The sequence below is a fragment of the Streptococcus suis genome, assembly GCF_002964575.1.
GTDB classification, from domain to species: domain Bacteria; phylum Bacillota; class Bacilli; order Lactobacillales; family Streptococcaceae; genus Streptococcus; species Streptococcus suis_R.
The window spans coordinates 16,272-30,089 of the sequence record NZ_POQQ01000042.1; the positions used below are offsets into that span (position 1 = coordinate 16,272).

Annotated in this window: 13 protein-coding genes and 1 pseudogene; 3 read left to right on the forward strand and 11 right to left on the reverse strand. The window is 44.1% G+C overall.

Translation table 11 applies throughout. From position 1 onward, the window contains the following. Nucleotide 1 precedes the first annotated feature (1 nt). The gene (locus C1E58_RS05485; RefSeq protein ID WP_105209657.1) at nt 2-2,044 is read right to left on the reverse strand and encodes a BglG family transcription antiterminator; all 2,043 of its coding nucleotides are present in this window, start codon (nt 2,042-2,044) and stop codon (nt 2-4) included. A 144-nt stretch (nt 2,045-2,188) separates the two neighbouring features. Beyond that, complete coding sequence (locus tag C1E58_RS05490) at nt 2,189-2,683, reverse strand: DUF536 domain-containing protein (protein ID WP_105209658.1); 495 nt, start codon at nt 2,681-2,683, stop codon at nt 2,189-2,191. 323 nt (nt 2,684-3,006) lie between these two features. Between C1E58_RS05490 and C1E58_RS05495 the strand changes: the two genes are divergently transcribed. From C1E58_RS05495 to C1E58_RS05505, 3 genes are all read left to right on the forward strand, one after another. Continuing rightward, nucleotides 3,007-4,182: an NAD(P)/FAD-dependent oxidoreductase gene (locus C1E58_RS05495; RefSeq protein WP_105209667.1), complete on the forward strand. Its 1,176-nt coding sequence runs from the start codon at nt 3,007-3,009 to the stop codon at nt 4,180-4,182. A gap of 358 nt (nt 4,183-4,540) precedes the next feature. Next, nucleotides 4,541-5,239: an ATP-binding cassette domain-containing protein gene (locus tag C1E58_RS05500; RefSeq protein ID WP_105209659.1), complete on the forward strand. Its 699-nt coding sequence runs from the start codon at nt 4,541-4,543 to the stop codon at nt 5,237-5,239. Nucleotides 5,240-5,248: 9 nt separating this feature from the next. Then, entirely contained in the window at nt 5,249-6,874 is a 1,626-nt protein-coding gene (locus C1E58_RS05505) for a hypothetical protein (RefSeq protein WP_105209660.1), read from the forward strand. Nucleotides 6,875-6,909: 35 nt separating this feature from the next. On the opposite strand, the gene C1E58_RS05510 is transcribed toward C1E58_RS05505, so the two are convergent. The 9 genes and pseudogenes from C1E58_RS05510 to C1E58_RS12385 all read right to left on the reverse strand — a co-directional run. Then, a complete protein-coding gene (locus tag C1E58_RS05510) occupies nt 6,910-7,932 on the reverse strand; it encodes a YeiH family protein (protein ID WP_105209661.1) in 1,023 nt (340 codons plus the stop codon). Between the two features lie 9 nt (nt 7,933-7,941). Continuing rightward, on the reverse strand, nt 7,942-8,265 hold the full coding sequence (locus tag C1E58_RS05515) for an AzlD domain-containing protein (RefSeq protein WP_105209662.1): 324 nt from the start codon (nt 8,263-8,265) through the stop codon (nt 7,942-7,944). Further along, the gene (locus tag C1E58_RS05520) at nt 8,252-8,953 is read right to left on the reverse strand and encodes an AzlC family ABC transporter permease (RefSeq protein ID WP_105209663.1); all 702 of its coding nucleotides are present in this window, start codon (nt 8,951-8,953) and stop codon (nt 8,252-8,254) included. The genes C1E58_RS05515 and C1E58_RS05520 overlap by 14 nt, the downstream gene beginning before the upstream one ends. A gap of 302 nt (nt 8,954-9,255) precedes the next feature. Further along, a complete protein-coding gene (gene tsaD / locus C1E58_RS05525; protein ID WP_105209664.1) occupies nt 9,256-10,263 on the reverse strand; it encodes a tRNA (adenosine(37)-N6)-threonylcarbamoyltransferase complex transferase subunit TsaD in 1,008 nt (335 codons plus the stop codon). Beyond that, entirely contained in the window at nt 10,253-10,693 is a 441-nt protein-coding gene (gene rimI / locus C1E58_RS05530; protein ID WP_105209665.1) for a ribosomal protein S18-alanine N-acetyltransferase, read from the reverse strand. The genes tsaD and rimI overlap by 11 nt, the downstream gene beginning before the upstream one ends. Continuing rightward, the gene (gene tsaB, locus C1E58_RS05535; RefSeq protein ID WP_105209666.1) at nt 10,690-11,373 is read right to left on the reverse strand and encodes a tRNA (adenosine(37)-N6)-threonylcarbamoyltransferase complex dimerization subunit type 1 TsaB; all 684 of its coding nucleotides are present in this window, start codon (nt 11,371-11,373) and stop codon (nt 10,690-10,692) included. Before tsaB ends, rimI begins: the two co-directional genes overlap by 4 nt. Nucleotides 11,374-11,679: 306 nt before the next feature. Next, entirely contained in the window at nt 11,680-12,783 is a 1,104-nt protein-coding gene (locus tag C1E58_RS05540) for a S8/S53 family peptidase (RefSeq protein WP_073259261.1), read from the reverse strand. A 36-nt stretch (nt 12,784-12,819) separates the two neighbouring features. Then, the gene (locus C1E58_RS05545) at nt 12,820-13,401 is read right to left on the reverse strand and encodes a hypothetical protein (protein WP_024397995.1); all 582 of its coding nucleotides are present in this window, start codon (nt 13,399-13,401) and stop codon (nt 12,820-12,822) included. 219 nt (nt 13,402-13,620) lie between these two features. Continuing rightward, nucleotides 13,621-13,818, reverse strand: a pseudogene (locus tag C1E58_RS12385) (transposase); the annotation flags it as partial.

Genomic DNA, 13,818 nt, shown 5'->3' on the forward strand with positions numbered 1-13,818 from the left:
ATTACTGTTCCTCCTTTAATAAATGTTGTACATCGGTAAATTCTTTAGCACCGATAAGTTGTTGAATATTTTCTTCCTCTCGCAAAATTTTTGTCAAGTGCGAGAGTGCTCTTAAGTGAGTTTGATTGTCTACTGCTGCAATGCATATAAATAATCGAACCTCATGATTAGGATCATCTAGCAGATAAACCGGCTTATCTAACACTAACATGGACATACCAACCTGATGAACTCCATCTTCTGGTCTAGCATGCGGTATCGCAATCCCTTTACCTAGATCAATAAAGGGACCAAACTCTTCCACCTTAGACACCATCGCATCGACATAGACTTTTTCTACAGATCCACTATCAACCAATGGTTGTGCTGCCAAGGCAATTGCTTCTCTCCAGCCTAAATCTTCCTCAGACCATTGAAAAGTCTCTTTTGTAATCATTTCTTCTAACATAGGACTCCTTCCCCTTTGTTCATAAGATCGTTGATTGAGAAACTGCACTAATTCATACTTCAAAGCCTGTTCCTGATGAATAGTTGCAAATTTTCCGATAAGTGATAGTAATTGTTCTATTTCAATTGGAAAGTATGCTGCATTTGGAAATTGCTGATTAACCAGTTGAAACAGCTCTTTTTTATGACTAAATGTCATAATCTGAGATACTAAGAAGAAAGGCAAATCGGTATCTAGTTTGACTGTTCCAAAGACCATATCATAGTTTGTTGTATCCAATAGTTGCCAGTCTTGAACAGAATGTGTATCTGCAAAAAGTATATTTGGAAATAACTGCCTTAGGTTCTCCTTAACAATAAGTGATGAACTCACCCCATTCGGACAGACAACCAAAGCACGATAACGATAAGTTCGCTGTTGACTTGCTTCTATATATCCACCAAAATGAATAACAAAATACGACACTTCGCTATCTGGTATAGTAAACCCTAAGTGATCTTCTAAGGGGCGCAAAGCTTTTTTCACAAGGTAGAATAAGTCCGAGTGTTCTTTCTTGATAACTGCTGTATAGGAGTTAACACTAATCAAGCGAGAAGTTAGACGATAGTAGGCAGGAATTAGATGACGTTTCAGTCCTTCAATCATCTCTGAACGATGCTCAAAAGCAATAAGCGATAACCGCTCCATCTCCTCTACTATTTCAACTGTCATACGATGAAATAACCCATCTTTTTTCTGGCTTTCTCCCTCTAGGCATCCTTGCAACAGGTGAGAAAGATAGGCTTGAGTGACAGCGTCCAGTTCCAACTTACTCTTCTTTTTAAATCGTAATAACTCCCAGAGTTGAAAAACAAAGTCCTTTGTAAAGCCCGCTTCAATTTCATGCTTCCAGTTAATGACCTTTCCAACACGCTCTTGACGAATAAATAGAAAAGCTAGAAAGTAAAGATACTCATCTAATCTTTCTTCCAGAACTGATACTTGGTAAAAATGACAAGCATGTTTACTAGCTTCCTTTAGAGCTTCAAATAGGTTTTCTTCTTCCCATGCTTTAAGGATATAATCTAAAGCCCATACCCCAATTGATGATTGTAAACATGCACTTATTGCATAAAGTGCTAATCGATACTTGTCCTCTTCCTGACCAAGTAAATGATAACCTCTAGCCCTAGTATATTCTAACCGAACTTGAAAGCTCGAGCAGAGTTCTTTGACATATTTTATATCTGTCAAAGTTGTATTCTTACTGACACTCAGCAAATCCTGATAGTGAACATTGGATATAAAATCCTTACGAATAAATGTATAGAGATAGATAAGTAGCTGCCTCTCTTCTTGAGACAAATAAATTTGACGATTTCTAAAGAGTGAGAAGATTCGTTCTCTATGAACATATAGATCATCTGAAATTGAAAATTCCTCATCTTGATTATCAATCTGCGGTAGAGAATGTTCTTGTAATAATTGGTTAACAAGATCTAAACTTGTATGTACTTGCTCCTTTTCAATTCCAGTTTGAACACTCAGCTCATATAAGCTTTCTTGCCTATTAGCAAATAATTCCATTAGGATTGCCATGGTACGATTATCAACCATCTTTGCCTCCTTGATATAATTGTAACCCTTTTCAATAAATATTACCAGATTCTTTGAGCCCAATTAACCATAAGCAAAAACAAGTTTTCATTGGGCTCAAATCCAAAACTTAAAAGAGACTGGTTATACACCAATCTCTTTTATCTACCTTCCAAACAAACGTGCAAAGAAGCCTTTTCTCTGTACTACTTCTGCCTGAGCCTTGACTTCTTCCAACTCTAGCTTGAGGACATCCTTGTCTGCCATGGCTTTGAGAGTTAGTTGCTGCTGCTGGTCAAGTTGCTTGTCCTTCTCAGCAATCTGGATATCTTTGACCCGTAACTGTTCATCCTTTTCAGCTAGCTGCTTGTCCTTGGCCTTTAGTTGACTATATAGACGGATAATCTCAGAATTCTTCTCATCCACCAGAATTTCCATCATTTCACGGTGCTTGACTTCGTCACTAATCGGCTCATCTTCAAAAATCGTCGTCTTATAGATTTTTTCTAGCTCAATCAAGCCAGCACGATTGACAACCGTTACACCCTTATCATTTTTATCTACAAATTCTTCTGGAAGCGACTTGACGCGATTATTCATGGCCTGACGGCTCACTCCCAAAATCTCAGCTAATTCGCTGACTGTTTTTTCGATTCCCATAATATCCTCAGTAATTAGAGCTCCTATTCACAGTTCAGTACTTCCATCTAAGGCTCGTTTTTAGCTACTCATCGTTCGTTTTTTTCAAAATACAGTCAGTATTCCCTCAAAAAACTGCCTTGATTAGCTAAAACTATATCTTAAATCAAAGCCCTTTACTGCCAATATAAGTTCTTAGATTTCTCATAGTTTGTATCATTAGAATATTACCACAAAAGCCCATGTTCTGTCAAATTATGGGGAATTTTCACCTAAAAATTCATGGTTTATCTTTCGAGAAATTACTCACAGCCACCTCTGCTATTTTGTGGTACAATAAGGACATGAACACAGTAGATACCATTATTATCGGAGCGGGTCCTGCGGGCATGATGGCCGCTATTTCTTCCAGTTTTTACGGCAAGAAGACCCTGCTCCTCGAAAAAAACAAGCGTTTGGGCAAGAAACTGTCTGGCACAGGTGGCGGACGTTGCAATGTGACCAACAACGGCACCTTGGAAGACCTACTGGCTGGCATTCCTGGAAATGGCCGCTTTCTATATAGCGTCTTCTCCCAATTTGACAACCACGATATCATGAATTTCTTTCATGAAAATGGGGTCAAACTCAAGGTGGAGGACCATGGGCGTGTCTTTCCGACCACCGACCGTTCCCAGACCATTATCAAGTGCCTGGAAATGAAGATGCTGGAAAATGGCGTGGACATCCGTACAGGAACTGAGGTGGTTTCCGTCCGCAAGATTGATGACCTCTTCCATGTCAAGACCAGCGAGGAGACTTTTACAGCACCCCAGCTGATTGTCACCACCGGCGGCAAGACCTATCCTTCCACTGGCTCGACTGGCTTTGGCCACGACATTGCCCGCCACTTCAAGCTGGAAGTCACGGAGATTGAGGCCGCTGAAAGCCCTGTTCTGACCGACTTCCCCCACAAGAAGCTCCAAGGCATCTCCCTGGACGACGTTACCCTGACCTATGGCAAGCACGTCATCACCCACGACCTGCTCTTTACCCACTTTGGTCTGTCGGGACCCGCTGCTCTTCGCTTATCCAGTTTTGTCAAAGGCGGCGAAACCGCATTTCTCGATGCTCTGCCGACCCATTCTGAACAAGATTTGTTTGAACATTTAGAAGCCAACAGGGAAAAATCCGTCAAGAATGCCCTTCGAGAACTCATGCCAGACCGCCTAGCAGACTTTTTCGCTGAAGATTATGAGTGCAAGGTCAAACAAGTTTCCCAAAAGGACCTGGCTGAACTGGTTACCCTCCTCAAAGCCTTACCTATCAAGATTACAGGCAAGATGTCCCTAGCCAAATCCTTTGTGACCAAGGGTGGCGTTGACCTCAAGGAAATCAATCCAAAAACCTTGGAAAGCAAGAAAGTCCCTGGCCTCCACTTTGCTGGCGAGGTCCTGGACATCAACGCCCACACAGGTGGCTTTAACATTACCTACTGTCTTGCAACTGGCTGGGTGGCAGGGAGTTCCTACTCTTCGTAAATCAAACTCAGACGTTGTTGACTTGATTTGATGAGTGTAAAGCTCCAGTGGAGCTTTACAGCCTGCTACCCGAAAATAAAAGGTAGCAGCGTTCTATCTACATCTAGTGTCACGAACTACGTTCGCCCTATCTCCAACCTCCAAAGGTTCCCCGAACCTTTTTGTAGCGAACTTTGTTCGCCTTATTTCCAACCTCCAAAGGTTCCCCGAACCTTTGGAGCTAGTCTGAGTTCGATTTCCTTTGAGTAGTACACTACTAATTATTTAATGACTGAAAAATTTAAGCAAAGCGTGCTTGAATTTTTTTGTTTATTATTGTATGATGAATTCATAACAATATAACAAGAGGAGATTGGCTATGCAACTGAAACTGTCTTCTATTTCTAAAAAATTTGATCATAAGATTATTCTGGAGGATGCCAGCTTTCAATTTGAACAAGGAAAGATTTACGGTTTGCTAGGACGCAACGGGGCTGGTAAGACAACCTTGTTTAACTGCATTGCCCGAAATCTGACCTTGGATAGTGGCTCGATTCAGTTTGTAAAAGGCGAAGAAACTCTTGACTACGATAATACGGACATCGGATTTACCCAGACCTATCCGCAACTGCCTGCCTTTATGACGGCCTATGAGTTTGTCCGTTTCTATATGGACATTCATAAGGATAAACTCAAATCTCCTCGCAGTCCAGAAGAATGGCTAAACTTGGTCGGTATTGGAGAAGAAGACCAGCATCGCCTGCTCAAGGATTTTTCCCACGGTATGCAGAACAAGGTTCAATTACTCCTATCCTTAATTGTTCAACCTCCTGTCCTTCTCTTAGATGAACCTCTGACTTCCTTTGACCCTGTGGCTGCCCACGAGTTCAAACAACTAATTCGGGAAGCTAAGAAGGATTCCGTCATTATCTTTTCCACCCATATCCTTCAATTAGCACAAGACCTCTGTGATGAGATTGTTTTGCTCCATCACCAAGAATTGCAGGCTGTTCCAAGCGACAAACTCCACGACCCTGATTTTGAACAGGAGATTGTTCAGCTACTGACAGCAGATTAGGAGGAGTTTATGAAAACCATTCTACGTTATTTTTGGTATCGGGAAAAGTATGCTCTCCATCGCTCCGTCAACGGATTTTTCTACTATCTACGGAAACTGCCACTTGTTGGAAAGAGCATTCCAGAAAGTATTTTCAAGTCTTACAGTTTTAAGTCTGGTCTCTTTTTGATCCTGCACATCCTCTCCATCCCCAGTCGCTTTTTGACCAAGGGCTTCTGGTTGGTTTTTCATTTCTATCATGCTTCTTTCTGGATGAATGTCTTGGCCAGTGGGGAATTGACCTTTTGGAATATTCTTCCAGGGACTTGGCTTCTAGGCTCTGTGTCCTGGTTTTTGTTTGTCGGACTAAACTATCGTTTTAGCAAGGGCTTAGACCCAGTCATCTCGAAAGCAGATAGAGAATTTATGCAGAACTTCGGTCTATCACAATCTACCTTTTTGCAAAGTCAACTCTTTATCGAACCTATCCTGACTACTATTTACTATCTTCCAGCCCTAGTTATTTTTTGCCTAATGACAAATCAATGGCTGGTCTTTCCTGTCGGCATGATGACCGTACTAGCAGGTCACCTGACTGGTCATGCTCTCAATCGTTGGTTCTTTGAACATCATATTTTAACCCGTCGCAATTCTTGGCATGCTTGGCTATGGGTCGCGTTTGTTCTTGTGTTATATGTTCTGACTATTGTCTTCCGTCATCAGCTCTCCTTAGGCATGCTAATCCCTATCCTGCTTGTCCAACCATTTCTGATTTGGTTTAGCTACCATTATTTGAAAAGACAAACCAACCACCTTGACTATCTTTCCTATTGCATGGACCAGTCCTTGCAGTTGGACAAGAAAATTGTTGAGATGACCAAGGGCAATGAATATACTCGCCAGGGTTTGCAGATGCAAGCAAAACTCAATATGGAAACAGGAAAAAATCTGTCCCACCTGTCTGGCATGACCTACTTAAACGCTCTGCTATTTGACCGCTACCGCTCCATCCTCACTAAAAAATTGCTCTTCCGCTTGGGGTGTCTTTTGGCCATTGTCCTCTTTCTTGAAGGAATCCGCTGGTTTTCAAAGGAGGATATAGAGATAAGCAACGCCAACTACATCGAGGGACTTCCATTTGCTTTCATGGTCATGTATGTGGCCTCCATGGGCAAGGCTGTCGCACAGATGGTCTTTGTTAACTGCGACATTTCCATGCTCCACTATCCATTTTACCGCGAAGCAAAAACTATTATTGCAGGCTTTCATTATCGTTTTCTGCAAACTGTAAAATTAAATGCCGCCTTCTCTGGATCTCTACTATTGGCCCTCATCATCTTTACTAGAGCGCAGCTGCCTATTGAAAGCTATCTCCTAACTGCTCTGCTTTTGTTAAGTCTAACAGCTCTCTTTTCCTTCCACGACCTTTTTATCTACTACATCCTCCAGCCCTTTACAAAGGATATGGAGGTTGTCAACCCAGTCTATAAATTTCTCAGTGGCGCTCTCTATTGGGTGGCCTACCTCAACACCCAGCTGGACCTAGGCAGTCACTTGTACATCCTACTCATTTCCCTGGCTATGATTGCCTATGTCAGCATCGGTTACTGGATTTTATTGAAAAAAGCTCCGCAGACTTTTAGATTGAAAGCATAAAAATAGCCTCTCGCAAGAGAAGGCTGTTTTGCTGTTTACCATATACCCAAAATCGCCTGCCAAACCAGTGTCAACACCGTCACTCCCAGCCAGCAAACTAGTCCGACAAAAAGAGCTACTCTGCCATTTTTCACCAAGGAAAATACATTAGTCCGCAAGCCAATGGCTGTCATGGCCATACAAATGAGAAACTTGGATAGGGTTTTGAGTGGAGCAAATAGGTCCCTTCCCAGCCCAAAGTGACCTGCGATTGTTGTCACCAGACTGGCTAGGATAAAATAGAGGATAAAAGTCGGAAAACCTGTCAGGAGGGACTTCTTGTCTGCCTTGAGACCCTTTCCTCTGGTTTGCCAAATTGCTAAAACCGTTGTAATAGGAATTATAGCTAAAGTTCGTGTCAACTTAACCGTCACTGCCGTGTCCAAGGTCTGACTGCCCAAGCCGTAGAGGCTATCCCAAGTAGCCGCTGTTGCGGTTACCGACGAGGTGTCATTGACCGCCGTTCCGGCGAAGATCCCAAAGGCCTGACCCGAATCGGTCGAAAACCCAAGCCAAGTTGCCAAAGTCGGAAAAATCAAGGCCGCCAAGACATTAAAGAGAAAGATGACCGAGATAGCCTGTGCTACATCCTCATCATCCGCCTGGATAACGGGAGCTGTCGCCGCAATGGCAGAGCCTCCACAGATAGAGGTCCCAACGCCAATCAAGGTCGCCAGATGAGATGAAATGGGCAAGATTTTCCACATCAGAAATGCCAAAAGCAAGGCAAAACTAATGGTCGAGAGAATAATTGGAAGAGATTGACGTCCAACAGCCAAAACCGCTGATAAGTTTAATCCAAATCCCAAACAAATCACCGCATACTGTAAAATTTTCTTGGAAGTAAAGGTCAATCCTGGCTGAAATGCATTCTTCCTTGAGATATAAGAGTGCAGGCTCATCCCGATTAGAAGGGCAAAAACAGGCCCACCCACTACTGAAAACCAACTTCCTAAGCACCAGCTTATTCCAGCCAAGACTAGACAAAGTACCATACCTCTGGCATTTTCCTTAACCATAAGTCCCTCCTAGAAAAGCAAGCGGAGGGCAGCAGTCGTCAGAACGCCAACCAGGACAGCCAAGAGGATATTTTTTGTCTTCAAAACCACCCAGAAGGTCGGAAGGAGGGCTAGGCTTTCGACAAGGAGCAGGTTAGGTAGCGATCCGACTTCTTCGTCCATGATGCTAGAGAGAGTCAGGGCAAAGATAATGGTGATGGGTAGAAAGCTGAGAAATTTCACCAACTTTGGAGGCAGGGATTTGTTCTGTGTCAGGACAAAAGGCAGGACGCGTGGCACCCAAGTCACTAGGGCCGCTGCTAGAATAATCAATAGAATACTAGTTTTTATCATCAATCATCACCCCCACAAAACAACCCAAAATCGTCGCCAAGAGCACAGCAACATAAGACGACACTAGCACAGACAGGCCGACATAGGCTAGACCAACCGCCAGCAAAATCAAGCCGATTTTTTTCAAAGGAATAGTCCGAGCCATCGCCTCTAGTTGCCCTGAGAAAATCCCGACGAACATAGCGACCAAGGCAAAGTCCAACCCAAATTGCTCAGGATTTGGAATAAGACCACCAATCAGATTGCCTAGAGTCGTAAATGTAACCCAAGAAGCGTAGCTCGCAAAGTTGTTGCCGTACATCCAGCTTGGTGCAATCTTCTTGTCCTCAATATGCTTACGGAGCAGCACCGCATAGGACTCATCCGTCACAAAAGAGCCAATCAGGATATTAGACCCCAGACTGTTGCCCTGAAAAATGGTCGTCGTATGGAGGCACATGAGGAAATTCCGCAGGTTGACAAAGAAAACCGTCACTGCAATGGACACCAAGGGCGCCCCTGCCAAAATCATAGCACACATAACAAACTGGGCACTTCCTGCATAGACCAAAAGGCTCATCAGCCCCATTTCCACCGCAGAAATGCCGGAGTTAACCGATACCACACCGCAGGCTAGGCCAATACTAGCATAGCCCAGAGCTGTGGGAATAGCGTCCCGCAAGCCTTCGCGAAAATCCTCTTTTTTCATCTTCTCTCCTTTGAATAGCAAGTTATAGTCAATGAAAATCAAAATCAGACTAGCTCCAAAGGTTTGGGGAACCTTTGGAGGTTTGAGATAGAGCGAACGTAGTTCGTTTCTACTTAGCAGATAGAACCCTGTTACTATTTTGTTTCAAGGTAACAGGCTGAAAGGCTCCACTGGAGCCTTTCACTCATCAAATCAAGTCAACAACGTCCGATTTTGATTTTCGAAGAGTATTATATCACTCTAGTATAGAGGACAAGCCCCCCTCCGTCAATAGAAAAAGTCGCTTTCGCGACCCAACTTTCTTACAAATTCTCAAAAGCCAGACTAGGCTTGGCATTGAGGTCCCAGCCAGCAAGGTTTTCCTTATTGTACTCACTGACCGCTGCCAAGGCAATCATACCTGCATTGTCACCGCAGAGGCGAAGCGGGGGAATGATAACCTCCACATCGGTGATTTCAGCAGCCAATCGCTCTCGTAAGCCCTGATTAGCTGCCACACCGCCCGCCACCACCAAGGTCTTGACAGGGTATTGCTCCAAAGCCTTCTTGGTCTTGGCCATGAGAATGTCCATGACACAGGCTTGGAAGGAAGCTGACAGGTCCGCATTGGACAAGCTTTCCCCTTTTTGCTGGGCATTGTGGTAGAGGTTGATAAAGGCGGATTTCAAACCTGAGAAAGAAAACTCCAGATTATCTTCCTTGATCATAGCCCGTGGGAAGTCATAAATGTCCTGCCCCTCATGTGCCAACTCATCAATCACCCGACCAGCTGGATAGGGCAGACCCATAACCCGCCCCACCTTGTCATAGGCCTCGCCGACCGCATCATCTCGCGTTTCACCGACAATCTTGTAGTCGCCCGCTTCTGATACATAGACCAGCTCCGTGTGCCCACCGCTGACCAAAAGGGCCAAGAGCGGAAACTCCAATTCCTTGACCGCACGCGCTGCCATCAAGTGCCCTGCCATGTGGTTGACAGGAATGAGCGGCAGACCATTGGCCCAAGCAAATGCCTTGGCTGCCGAAATCCCGACCAGCAAGGCACCGACCAAGCCAGGACCATAGGTCACAGCCACAGCCGTCAAGTCCTCTGCCGTCACCTCCGCCTCCAATAAGGCCTCCTCGATGCAGGCCGTAATCACTTCCACATGGTGACGGCTGGCCACCTCAGGCACCACCCCACCAAACCGCTGGTGACTGGCAATCTGGCTGGCAATGACATTGGACAAAAGCTCCGCCTCATTTCGCAAAACAGCCACCGAGGTCTCGTCACAGGAGGTCTCAATCGCCAAAATCAATCTATCTTTCATCACGTTCTCTCTTCATTAGCACCGCGTCCTCGACAGGATGGCGGTAGTAGTCTTTTCGTTTTCCTATTTTGGTAAAATGCTGGCGTGCATAGAGGGCCTGAGCTGCGCTATTGGACTCCCTCACTTCGAGGAAGATGTCCCCATCCCAGTCCATCACAGCAGCCATCAGTTGACTGGCGATTCCCAACCTCTGAAAATCAGCCTTAACAGCAATCTGCAAGATTTCCATCTCATCCAACACTGTCTGCACAGCCAAAAATCCGACCAACTCCTGACCCTCATAGGCCAGATAATAATCCTCATCCTGACTAGCCATACTGGACACAATTTGCTCCAAAGTCCATGGAGACTGCTCATAGACCGACTGCATAATTGCCAAAACAGCCTCCGCCAGATTTTCCTGACCATCGTAGTGTTTAATCTCTATCATACACGCTTGATATAACTTTCTGAGCCTGCTTGGTTGTCCTTGAGCCAGTTTTCCTCTGCCTCTACTCGCTTGAGATAGTTGGGCTCAAAGCTGGTGACATCTACTGCTGGCAGGTCTTGACCAATCACTGCCAGCTGATAGGCAGACGGCAGACTTGCTTGATACTGGGCAGCTGGCAAAGCTTGCTCGATTTGTTCCATAAAGTTTTCTACTTCACCGACAAAGGTGATGTTTTCCTTACCAGACAGGCTAGAAAGCAAGTCTTCAAAAGACCAGTAGCGGTCAGCCTCGACTGCTCTGCCATTTTCATAAACACCTGCATAGACGCAGTTACGGCGGGCATCGATGAGAGGGACCACCAGACTCGTCAGGCTAGGCGGAACCAGGGACTGAAGACTGGATAGCCCCACCAAGTCGATCTTGAGGGTGTAGGCTAATGTCTTGGCAGTCGCCACCGCCACACGAAGACCCGTGTAAGAGCCTGGCCCCTGAGCGACCACAATCCGCTCCAAGTCTTTGGGCGTCCAGCCCACCTGTGCCACCAAAAAATCGACCACAGGCATGAGGCTGATACTATGATTTTTCTTAACGGCCAGCAGGGTTTCCGCCTGCAAACGGCCGTCCTCCACCAAGGCAACTGATAAAGCCTGGTTGGAGCTGTCTAAAGCTAGTATTTTCATAAGTTTCTCTTTCTTTACAATGCTACTCTCTATTGTATGCTAACTTGGGGAATTTTTCAAATATAGAAAACCTCCTATGAGTATAGGAGGCAAAAAAATCTCATCAAAAATGAATACTACCGAAATATCCCAGTGTAACAAACAGCATCAACCAGATTGAAAATACAATTTGAAAGAGGGACGTTACGACGACAAATCCTTTTTGTAGCTTGGAAGTAGCCTTAGCAAAGTACCTTGTCGAAAAATAGACTTGAACTCCAACAATAAGGACAACGAACACAATTGAAATTAATTCCATCTAACACCTCACATTTGAGTCGGCAAAATTAACAAGGCAAGAATAACCAGTAACACGTCCGTTACAACGATGTACCGCATATAAGCACCCCGCACCTCACTCTCTTTTCTCGCGGTGAGTATCCCTAGGATTGTCTGGAAAACAAGAAGACCTATCAGAGATAGAGAGAGCACTGTGTAGCTGTTATTTACCAAAGCTTGATGCGTTTCATAACCAGCCAACAATGGAGACTGCTTGCTCTTCACAGACCGTGCACTAAAAAAGTCATCTAGTTGCTTGGTGATTTCTGCATCGGTTTGTCCGACGGAGAGCAAGTGGGCAATTGTCCCCGAAACAAAGGCCGTGCTAAAAGAGGAACCCTCGCTTCGTACAATCCTGTTTTCCATTGACAGCGTTTCTTGAGAGTACGGTGCGTAGTAAGCAATCTCTTCCTGCGGATTCAATAACGTAAAAAATTCATTGTAGGTACCTACGGAGACAACCCCTTCAATCGTCAAAAGAGGGTTTAGGGCCTCTACCTTTTTCAAATCATAAGCTGGGACAACCATATAGCCACCTTGTTGAAGGTAGGCTTCAACCACATCTTCCAATTCTTTACTTGGATTGGTCACCACCATACTCAGATTCACAACATCAACATGATCTTCAATAGCCTGCTGAACAGCTTTGACAAGGTAGTCATTTTTTATCGTCCCGTCATCATCCGTTACCTTGTAGGAAAACAATCTTGCTTCCGGGCTCAATCCCAGCGTTAGCACATGATTATTCTTAGCACCAATGATACTGGCAATCTTTGTCCCGTGACCAATGGTATCAAAGACAGAGGTTGAAGTGGAAAAAACTTGCATATCCTCAACATAAAACTCATCTACCGCTTCTTCCCTTATACCAGAGTCAATGATAGCAACTCTGACCTCCTGAGTCGGCTTTGCTGTCGGATCAATGTTGGGATAATAACGCGATGTTCCCCAACCTGTATGCTGGTGGTTAAGTGGAAAACCCGAAAATTGACCAAGTGGATTGGAAACCAGCCCCTCTCTAAATACCACCGCACAAACCAAGGCAAGAAGACAACTAACAAGCCCAAACAGTCTTAGTATTTTTTGAATCAACCTGCAACTCCTTCTAATTTTATACAAACACATTTATTAATGTCTATGCCAATATGGACTGTGACCAATCCTAGGAGAACAATTTCTATATAAATCCGCTCTACAGTAACGCAAATTGGGATTCTTAATGATAGATTCATAAACACATTGGCTAACAACTGCCATAGCTATGTTACAATCTGAGGTAATAAAATTTTGGTATCCCCAACCATTATCATCTAAACAGTATGGAAGACCACCGCCTGAAAGAATTGCATCTGAATTTTCTGCGGTCTTATCAATATATACCATTGATAACGGTACCTTCATATCAGAATGATTGTAATCCATAGTGGCTTCAATCATACCTTTAATACTCTCCACCTCATCAGGAGTCGCATTCGGAAAAGCCTCATTTGGTAGATCTAAGATTTCTTCAAAACTATATAGAGGCTCCGTCTGTGCTGCAACCTCTATTTGTTGCTCCACAATCAACTGACCTTCAGCCATTTCACTAATAACAACAGCCTCAGAATGGTCTCCGTGACTAGAGTGGTCTCCATGAGACTCAGCAAACACTAAAGAAGCTGGAAAAACCAATGAAAACAGCATAGTAACTGCTAAGAACTTCTTTTTCATAAAACTACTCCTATCTTTTTTATAGTACATCTACATTGTATCATCTTCAAAACGAAATAAAGTCCACTTACAAATCTGTAAGTCAATTTTTTAAGAGGCTGGGCAAAAACTAGCCAATAACTAGCCAATAACTAAAAAAAACACAGACAGATTGAGCTGCTTCTGATGAAATCCAGCCGTACTGTCTGTGTTTTTCTTTTTATCTCTATTATCTTGGACTAATTTCTTAGCCAATTTCGTGAGATTCATACTCATTAGGAGGAATCCTATCTCAGTTTCAACCACTTTTTGACCTCTGACATGGACTCTGCGCACGCCAAAAACACCCTTCATCCTACCAAATACAGGTTCGACATCCACCTTGCGTTTGGCATAAATGCGGGCTCCCTCTTTACTTGTCAATTCCTCTTTGACTAA